We start from the raw sequence: 6,992 nt of genomic DNA on the forward strand, positions 1-6,992 counted from the left end.
CCTCTGTTTATTTCTCTTTTCTGTCATGCCCGGCTTGACCCGGGCATCCAGGAACCGCGCGCTCCGCACCCGTTGCTACCTTCCCAGCCGCGCCTCGATCCGCGCGAGCGAGGCGTTGGCGGATTTGGTCTGTTCTTCCAGCCGCGCGGTGCGCTCCACCAGTTCGCCGATGCGCTCGGTGCGGGCCTCAAGGGCGGTGAGGCGCTCGCCCGCTGCACCCGCCCAGAGAAGGGCGGCGGCGGTCTGCATGGCGATGGTGAGGATCACGGCCAGCGGCACCCGGCGATCAAGCGACCATGCAGGCTCTCTTTTCGTGTATGCTTCCTTTTCCACTCCGCCCACCTCCATAGAAGGCCCGACATGACTTCCGACGAATGGCTGATCGTTCTCATGGGCGCGGCGCTGGCCTGCGGGCCGCTCCTCCTCGTCTGGACCGAGGAAAGGACGCGCAACAAGGGCATAGCCGTGCCCACCCTCTTCACGATCAAGGGCTATCAATTCTCGCCGCATAGCGTGTTCAGCCTCGTGATCGGGGGCATGCTGGTGCTGCTCTCCTGGCAGATGCGCGGGACGAGCCTGGGCTTCCTGTTCGTCGTGTTCGGCTTTGTTGGTCTTGCGGCTGCGGCGGGGAATATCATCCGTTCGAAGAAGCGCGGTGCCTGACGCCATAACCCACAGCCTCACGCTTCTCGGCTTCTGTGAGGAAGTCTGCGCGGGAGATGCGCGCCCATAGCGCGTCACGGTCTGCGGAAAGCGCGTCCACCTGATCGGCGTCGAACCAGAGGCGGAGATTGCCGCCATAGCGCGGGGCGAGCCAATGGGTCAGCGCGCGGGCGGTGCGGCCTGCGAGCGGCAGGATGGTGCCGCGCCAGAAGGCACGGTTCGCCTCGCGCAGATTTGCATATGTATTGTCGCCCGGGATGCCGAGCAGCATGGGCGGCACGCCGAAGGCAAGCGCAATGTCGCGCGCGGCAGCCTGCTTCGCGCCGATGAAATCCATCTCCTTCGGGGAGAGGCCCATGCTCTTCCAGTCAAGACCGCCTTCGAGAAGCAGGGGGCGGCCTGCATTGGCGGAACCCTGATAGTTCTCCGCAAGCTCGCGCTTCAGCCGCTCGAACTGATCTTCGGAGAGGTTCGCGCCTGCCTCCCCGCCCTTGTAAACCAGCGCGCCGGAAGGGCGGGCCGCATTGTCGAGCAGGGATTTGTTCCAGCTACCCGCCGCATTGTGAATGTCGATGGCGCAGGCGGCGGCTTCGAGGGGGCTCATGCCGTAATAATCATCCACCGGATTGAAAAGGCGCAGATGGAGAACGGCCCCGCGTTCCCCTGCCGGAATGGTCGTTACCCGTCCGTTGACGGAATATTCATAGGCCTCCGGCCAACCGGCGCGGCCCGGCACCGCCTTCATGCGGTCCGGGCGGAGCACATGGAGTTCGCGCGGCGTGCCATCAACTTCCACCAGCTCCAGATAGGCATTCCCCGCGACCTGCAGGAAGCTGTACCAGCTTTCAAAGAGATCATTGCCTGCCTGAACGCCATTCGGATGATCGAGCAATTCAAGAAGCGGGTGCTCTGAAAGCTCATTCGTCCCTTCATAAAGCAGCCAGGGAAGGCTTGCCGTTGCCTCCGCGATCATGCGGACGCAGCGATAGGCAATGGCGTTGCGGCGATAGCCTTCCTCTGCCAGCGCCGCATAATCGCGCGGTGTCCAGACGGCGCGGCCCTGCATGTGAAGCGCGATCATGGACGCAACGCGACTTGCCTTTGCTTCAGGCGCACGGGGGCGCAACGCGCGGGCGAGCGCGGCGAAAGGGTTTGGCATAGAGGTGATTCCTGCTTCTGGTCGTGTCAGGTGGGTCCGGGCTTTCGCCGGGATGACATTTGAAGTTGAGGGAAAGCCTTTACAGCCCCCTTACCTTTGGCTCGCCTGCCTCGCCGGTGAGCATGAGATCGGTCAGGGCCCAGACGAGCGCGTCGAGGCGGTCCGGGCTTCTGGCGCCGGGCACCCAGTCGCACATCTGGTCTTCAAGTTTCGCAAAGGCACCGACATGGTGCACAAGGCCGCGCTCATAAAGCGCTGCAATCGGCTCGGCGCGGATGCGTTTTCCGCGCGTTGCTCGCACAAGGCGGATGGCGGCATTCGGCATTTCCTGCCGCATGACACTTTCAACCATTTCGCCGCCCTGATTGGCTTCTGCGACGATGCGATCTGCACCGTTTGCGCGAACGCAGCCTGCCACACGCTTTGCCCAGGCAAGCGGCGAGAGGCGGCCCATGGAGCGGTCATCCAGCACATAGGCATGCCCGTTTGCGCCAAGGCCAACACAGACAATGCCGCATTCATCTGCCTTCGCACTACCCGATGCGGGCGGATCGACACCGACCACGATGCGCGTGAAATCGCCCGGCGCGCGGGTGAGGCGGGCGCGCTCGACCGTTTCGCGACTCCACAGTGCATCGGGGTTGTCCTCGATCAGTTCCGCCTCAAGCTCCTGCCGCCCGAGCCGCGTTCCCTCATAGCGCGAGATGATCGCCCTGAAAAAACCGTCTGCAAGGTTTGCGCGGTTCGCATGAGTGGAAGCCCGCGTCACCACCGTCTGCTCATCGCCAAGAAGCCGCTTCAGCAGCGGCATCGGGCGCGGCGTTGTCGTCATCACCTGTCGCGGGCGCGCGCCAAGGCGGAGGCCGAATTGCAGCATGTCCCATGCAGCTTCCGCATAGCGCCACTTGGCAAGCTCGTCTCCCCAGGCTGCATCAAATTGCGGGCCGCGCAGACTGTCCGGCTCGCCCGCCGAAAAGACATAGGCGACCGCCCCGTTCGGCCAGAGAAGACGTTTGCGCGTGATCTCATATTTCGGTGCGGCATCCGCCGGTGCAATGGCGCGCAAGCCCGAGGGACCGTCAATCATCACCTCGCGCGCATCAGCGAATGTCTCGCCGATCAGCGCGATGCGGCCCGCGCGGCCTGACGTGACTTCGCCTTGCACCCATTCAGCGCCTGCGCGCGTCTTGCCTGCGCCGCGCCCGCCAAGCACCAGCCATGTTGTCCAGTCGCCTTCGGGGGCAAGCTGATCATCGCGCGCCCAGAAGTGCCAGTCATTGCTGAGAAGCCTCACTTCCTGCGGTGTCAGGGAGTGCAGGAACGCGCGCCTCATCCACAGCGGCAAGGAGGCGAGCGAGGCGGCTCTCAAGAGAGATGCGGAGGGCTGCTTCTTCGGCTCGTCGCTTTTCATTGTCGGCAGAGGGGTCATCCTTCTTTGCGCGCCTCGCTGCCTGTTCTATTTCGTTGAGTTTGTCGATGGAGCGAACCAACGTGGCGATGCGCCGTGCCTGCCGCTCGCCTTCTGCTTCATCGCGCGAGACGGCGCGCTGCCGCTCCAGATCCGCAATTTCGCGGGCGATGAGCCTTGTCAGCCTTGCAGCCAGTTTCTCGGCATCTTCATCCATCCCGGGCACAGCGGAGGGCGCCGCCGGTTTCTGTTCCGTCGCCATGTTGATCCATACAATTCTGGAGATGGTCAGAAGGTAGGAAGGGAGCGTGACGCTGACAAGCGGGGATATCTTTTGGCATGTCGATTTTCGCCTATGCCATACTTGCCTTACCCCTGCCAAATGAGGAAGCTCACGCGGCACCCAACAGGATGAGGCAACGAAACGGCATGAGCAGGCCGAAATATTACTGGGAAGATTTTCGCGTCGGCGAGACGGTGGAGTTCGGCAACAAGCACGTGACGAAGGAAGAGATCATCGAATTCGCAAGCGAGTTCGACCCTCAGCCCTTTCATCTCGATGAGGAAGCCGGGCGGCAATCCATTCTCGGCGGGCTTTGCGCGAGCGGGTGGCATTCCTGCGCGATGATGATGCGCATGATGTGTGACGGCTATATTCTTGAAAGTGCCTCGATGGGTGCGCCGGGCGTGGATGAAGTGCGCTGGCGCAAGCCCGTCTATGTGGGTGATACGCTGCGCATTCGCCGCACCTGCACGGAGCGCCGCCCCTCGAAAAGCCGCCCGGAAATGGGGCTCACCAAGTTTCACATTGAAATGCTGAACCAGAACGACGAGGTGGTCGTCACTTCTGATGGCTGGGCGATGTATGGCAGGCGCTATCCCGGCGCGCCTGTAGAGGAGTGAGGCTATGCCCTGGTTTGAAGATGTGAAGATCGGCACGCGGATGGAGCTGGGCAGCCACACATTCACGGAAGACGAGATCATCGCCTTTGCCAAGAAATATGATCCGCAATATTTCCACATCGATCCCGAAGCCGCGAAAAACGGCCCCTTCGGCACACTGACGGCGAGTGGCTGGCACACATCGGCCACATGGATGAAGCTGATGATCGCGGCACGGCGGGCAAATGCAGAGCCGCCGGATGCCGATGGCCGGCAGCCGCCCGCAGGTGGGCCCTCGCCCGGCTTTCTTGACATGAAATGGCCGGTGCCTGTGCGCGTCGGCGATACGATCAGCTATTCAACCGAGGTGATCGAAAAAATCGACATGCGCTCGCGGCCCGGATGGGGCATCGTGAGAAGCCGCAATGTTGGCGTAAACCAGAACGGCGAAGTGGTGATGAGCTTCATCGGCCAGGGGCTTGTTCAGCGCAGAGAGCCACGCAAGGACTGAAGCAGGGAGGAACGGAAATGGCACGCAAGGGAACGGAGATCACGCTGACAAGCGGTGATGGCGCGGAAATCCTCTGCTACCACGCAAAGGCAGAAGGTACGCGCAAGGGCGGGCTTGTGCTCATCATGGAAATCTTCGGCGTGACAGCGCATATCAAGGATCTTTGCGACGACTATGCGGCGCGCGGTTATGACGTTCTCTCGCCGCAGCTTTATGACCGGCAGGTGAAGGATTTTCAGGCGACCTATTCGCAGGAAGACATCCAGACATCGCTCAAGCTGCGGGCAGAGAACAGCTATGAGAATACGGTTCTCGATGTGCAAATGTGTATCGACAAGCTGCGGGCCGATGGCTGCGAGAAAGTGTTCATCACCGGCTATTGCTATGGCGGTACTGTGAGCTGGGTGGCCGCCTGTCGCGCGAAGGGGCTTGATGCGGCATCCTGCTATTATGGCGGTGCGATCATCCAGTTCATCGATGAAAGCCCGATCTGCCCGACCATCTGCCATTTCGGCGAGAAGGATCACGGCATTCCGATGGAAGATGTGCGCAAGATCGAAAAAGCGCACCCGGAAGTGAAGGTCTATGTCTATGACGCAGACCATGGCTTCAACTCCGACCGCCGCAACAATTATGACAAGGCGGCAGCGGAGCTTGCGCTGGAGCGGACGCTGGCTCTGTTTGACGGGTCGTGACCTCTTATCAAGGCAAACAATTTCATTGCGTCATCGGGAATTGCGCCCATATGGTTTGGGGCCGTTTCAGGAAATGACAGATGAGCGCACCGGAAAACCCGCTTCTTCTCGATAATCAGCTCTGCTTTGCGCTCTATTCCGCATCGCTGCTGATGACGAAGCTCTACAAGCCGCTGCTGGACGAGATAGGGCTTACCTATCCGCAATATCTGGCGATGCTGACGCTTTGGGAAGAAGACGGGGTGACGGTGAGTGCGCTTGGCGCTCGGCTCCATCTCGACTCAGGCACGCTGACGCCGCTTCTCAAAAGGCTGGAAAAGGCGGGGCTTCTCACACGGGAGCGGAATGAGGAGGATGAGCGGCAAGTGCTTGTCCGCCTGACACAGGAAGGCCGGGCGCTGAAAAAGCGCGCGGCCGACATCCCCCGGAAGATTGTCGCGGCGACCGGCGCCAATCTGCCAGAGATCATCAACCTGCGGAAAAGACTGAAGAAATTGAGGGCCAACCTGGCCAAATGACCGCCCCGCCGGAGCGGGCGGGAAAATTCGGCAAAATATATTGTACACAATATAATTGCTTACTATATGATATGCGTAAGAGACCCCATCCGAGAAGGAGACATGAAAATGAGCATCCTCTACACGGCACATGCGACCTCATCCGGCGGCCGGACGGGTCAGGCGAAATCCGATGACGGGCGTCTTTCGGTGACGCTTGATACGGCAAAGGAACTGGGCGGCACGGGCGGACCGGGCACTAATCCGGAGCAGCTTTTCGCGGCGGGTTATTCGGCCTGCTTCCACTCCGCGCTGAAGTTCGTCGCGGGGCAGAAGAAGGTGAAGGTGCCCGCCGATTCATCGGTGACGGCCCATGTAGGCATCGGTCCCAATGAGAAGGGCCAGGGCTTCGCGCTTGATGTGGCTCTGGAGGTTTCCCTGCCGGGGATAGACCGGGCAGAAGCCGAAGCGCTGGTTGCGGCGGCGCATAACGTCTGCCCCTACTCCAACGCAACGCGCGGCAATATTGATGTGCGCCTCAGCGTGGTCTGAGCGTTACGATACCCGACAACGAAAATGGCAGGAGCACGCCCGATGAGCGGCACGCAAGACAAGAGCGGCAAGAAAACGACCGCCTATGATTTCACCTTCACGACACTCTCGGGCAAGCCCCTGCCCCTTTCGGATTTTGCCGGGCGCCCCCTTCTCATCGTCAACACGGCGTCGAAATGCGGTTTCACCCCGCAATACAAGGAGCTTGAGGCGATCTGGCGTGAACATGCTGATGACGGGCTTGTCGTGCTGGGCGTGCCGTCCAACGACTTCGCCAATCAGGAGCCGGGCAATGCGGACGAGATTGCCAGTTTCTGCGAGATCAATTTCGGCGTCGATTTTCCCCTCACCAGCAAGGAGCATGTGAAGGGGCCGGACGCGCATCCGCTGTTCAAATGGCTGAGCGCCGAGGGCGGCTTTCTCGCGCGGCCGCGCTGGAACTTCTACAAATATGTGATCGGGCGGGACGGCAAGCTGGTGGACTGGTTTGCGAGCACGACAAAGCCCGATGCGCCGAAGGTGAAGAAGGCGCTGGAGAAGGCGTTGGGGAAATAAGCACACGGGCGTCGCTTGCCGATAGAAGATGCCCCTGCCGCAAAACCGCTGCAGCGGTTTGCCCCTCCCA

General features: G+C 61.2%; 11 protein-coding genes. 7 read left to right on the top strand and 4 right to left on the bottom strand.

Features of this window, described 5'->3' with window-relative positions:
* Positions 1 to 75: 75 nt before the first annotated feature.
* A complete protein-coding gene (locus WBF74_RS13320) occupies positions 76 to 333 on the bottom strand; it encodes a hypothetical protein (RefSeq protein WP_424440715.1) in 258 nt (85 codons plus the stop codon).
* 27 nt (positions 334 to 360) lie between these two features.
* Here WBF74_RS13320 and WBF74_RS13325 point away from each other — a divergent pair, with 27 nt between their 5' ends.
* On the top strand, positions 361 to 663 hold the full coding sequence (locus tag WBF74_RS13325) for a hypothetical protein (protein ID WP_424440717.1): 303 nt from the start codon (positions 361 to 363) through the stop codon (positions 661 to 663).
* On the opposite strand, the gene WBF74_RS13330 is transcribed toward WBF74_RS13325, so the two are convergent.
* The 3 genes from WBF74_RS13330 to WBF74_RS13340 all read right to left on the bottom strand — a co-directional run bounded on the left by WBF74_RS13330 (position 635) and on the right by WBF74_RS13340 (position 3,492).
* Positions 635 to 1,822 (bottom strand): phage portal protein, encoded by a 1,188-nt coding sequence (locus WBF74_RS13330; RefSeq protein ID WP_424440719.1) that lies wholly within the window; start codon positions 1,820 to 1,822, stop codon positions 635 to 637. The two genes, WBF74_RS13325 and WBF74_RS13330, sit on opposite strands and share 29 nt — an antisense overlap.
* A 79-nt stretch (positions 1,823 to 1,901) precedes the next feature.
* Positions 1,902 to 3,155 (bottom strand): DNA-packaging protein, encoded by a 1,254-nt coding sequence (locus WBF74_RS13335; protein ID WP_424440721.1) that lies wholly within the window; start codon positions 3,153 to 3,155, stop codon positions 1,902 to 1,904.
* Complete coding sequence (locus WBF74_RS13340; RefSeq protein WP_424440723.1) at positions 3,097 to 3,492, bottom strand: hypothetical protein; 396 nt, start codon at positions 3,490 to 3,492, stop codon at positions 3,097 to 3,099. The genes WBF74_RS13335 and WBF74_RS13340 overlap by 59 nt, the downstream gene beginning before the upstream one ends.
* A gap of 167 nt (positions 3,493 to 3,659) precedes the next feature.
* Between WBF74_RS13340 and WBF74_RS13345 the strand changes: the two genes are divergently transcribed.
* The 6 genes from WBF74_RS13345 to WBF74_RS13370 all read left to right on the top strand — a co-directional run bounded on the left by WBF74_RS13345 (position 3,660) and on the right by WBF74_RS13370 (position 6,922).
* The gene (locus WBF74_RS13345) at positions 3,660 to 4,133 is read left to right on the top strand and encodes a MaoC family dehydratase (protein ID WP_424440725.1); all 474 of its coding nucleotides are present in this window, start codon (positions 3,660 to 3,662) and stop codon (positions 4,131 to 4,133) included.
* A 4-nt stretch (positions 4,134 to 4,137) separates the two neighbouring features.
* On the top strand, positions 4,138 to 4,623 hold the full coding sequence (locus WBF74_RS13350; protein ID WP_424440727.1) for a MaoC family dehydratase: 486 nt from the start codon (positions 4,138 to 4,140) through the stop codon (positions 4,621 to 4,623).
* Between the two features lie 17 nt (positions 4,624 to 4,640).
* Positions 4,641 to 5,318 carry a dienelactone hydrolase family protein gene (locus tag WBF74_RS13355; RefSeq protein WP_424440729.1) on the top strand — a complete coding sequence of 226 codons (678 nt, stop codon included), beginning with the start codon at positions 4,641 to 4,643 and terminating at the stop codon, positions 5,316 to 5,318.
* Between the two features lie 80 nt (positions 5,319 to 5,398).
* On the top strand, positions 5,399 to 5,836 hold the full coding sequence (locus WBF74_RS13360; RefSeq protein WP_424440731.1) for a MarR family winged helix-turn-helix transcriptional regulator: 438 nt from the start codon (positions 5,399 to 5,401) through the stop codon (positions 5,834 to 5,836).
* 108 nt (positions 5,837 to 5,944) lie between these two features.
* Positions 5,945 to 6,367: an organic hydroperoxide resistance protein gene (locus WBF74_RS13365; RefSeq protein ID WP_424440733.1), complete on the top strand. Its 423-nt coding sequence runs from the start codon at positions 5,945 to 5,947 to the stop codon at positions 6,365 to 6,367.
* 42 nt (positions 6,368 to 6,409) lie between these two features.
* A complete protein-coding gene (locus tag WBF74_RS13370) occupies positions 6,410 to 6,922 on the top strand; it encodes a glutathione peroxidase (protein ID WP_424440735.1) in 513 nt (170 codons plus the stop codon).
* Positions 6,923 to 6,992 lie beyond the last annotated feature (70 nt).

This window comes from Parvibaculum sp., assembly GCF_049672805.1.
In the GTDB taxonomy this organism is placed as follows: Bacteria; Pseudomonadota; Alphaproteobacteria; order Parvibaculales; family Parvibaculaceae; genus Parvibaculum.

Bases quoted from the DNA above. Each gene is read 5' to 3' on its own strand.
- WBF74_RS13370 (WP_424440735.1), top strand. From the start codon at position 6,410: ATGAGCGGCACGCAAGACAAGAGCGGCAAGAAAACGACCGCCTATGAT.
- WBF74_RS13330 (WP_424440719.1), bottom strand. From the start codon at position 1,822: ATGCCAAACCCTTTCGCCGCGCTCGCCCGCGCGTTGCGCCCCCGTGCG.
- WBF74_RS13335 (WP_424440721.1), bottom strand. From the start codon at position 3,155: ATGAGGCGCGCGTTCCTGCACTCCCTGACACCGCAGGAAGTGAGGCTT.
- WBF74_RS13345 (WP_424440725.1), top strand. From the start codon at position 3,660: ATGAGCAGGCCGAAATATTACTGGGAAGATTTTCGCGTCGGCGAGACG.
- WBF74_RS13365 (WP_424440733.1), top strand. From the start codon at position 5,945: ATGAGCATCCTCTACACGGCACATGCGACCTCATCCGGCGGCCGGACG.
- WBF74_RS13340 (WP_424440723.1), bottom strand. From the start codon at position 3,492: ATGGCGACGGAACAGAAACCGGCGGCGCCCTCCGCTGTGCCCGGGATG.
- WBF74_RS13325 (WP_424440717.1), top strand. From the start codon at position 361: ATGACTTCCGACGAATGGCTGATCGTTCTCATGGGCGCGGCGCTGGCC.
- WBF74_RS13350 (WP_424440727.1), top strand. From the start codon at position 4,138: ATGCCCTGGTTTGAAGATGTGAAGATCGGCACGCGGATGGAGCTGGGC.
- WBF74_RS13355 (WP_424440729.1), top strand. From the start codon at position 4,641: ATGGCACGCAAGGGAACGGAGATCACGCTGACAAGCGGTGATGGCGCG.
- WBF74_RS13360 (WP_424440731.1), top strand. From the start codon at position 5,399: ATGAGCGCACCGGAAAACCCGCTTCTTCTCGATAATCAGCTCTGCTTT.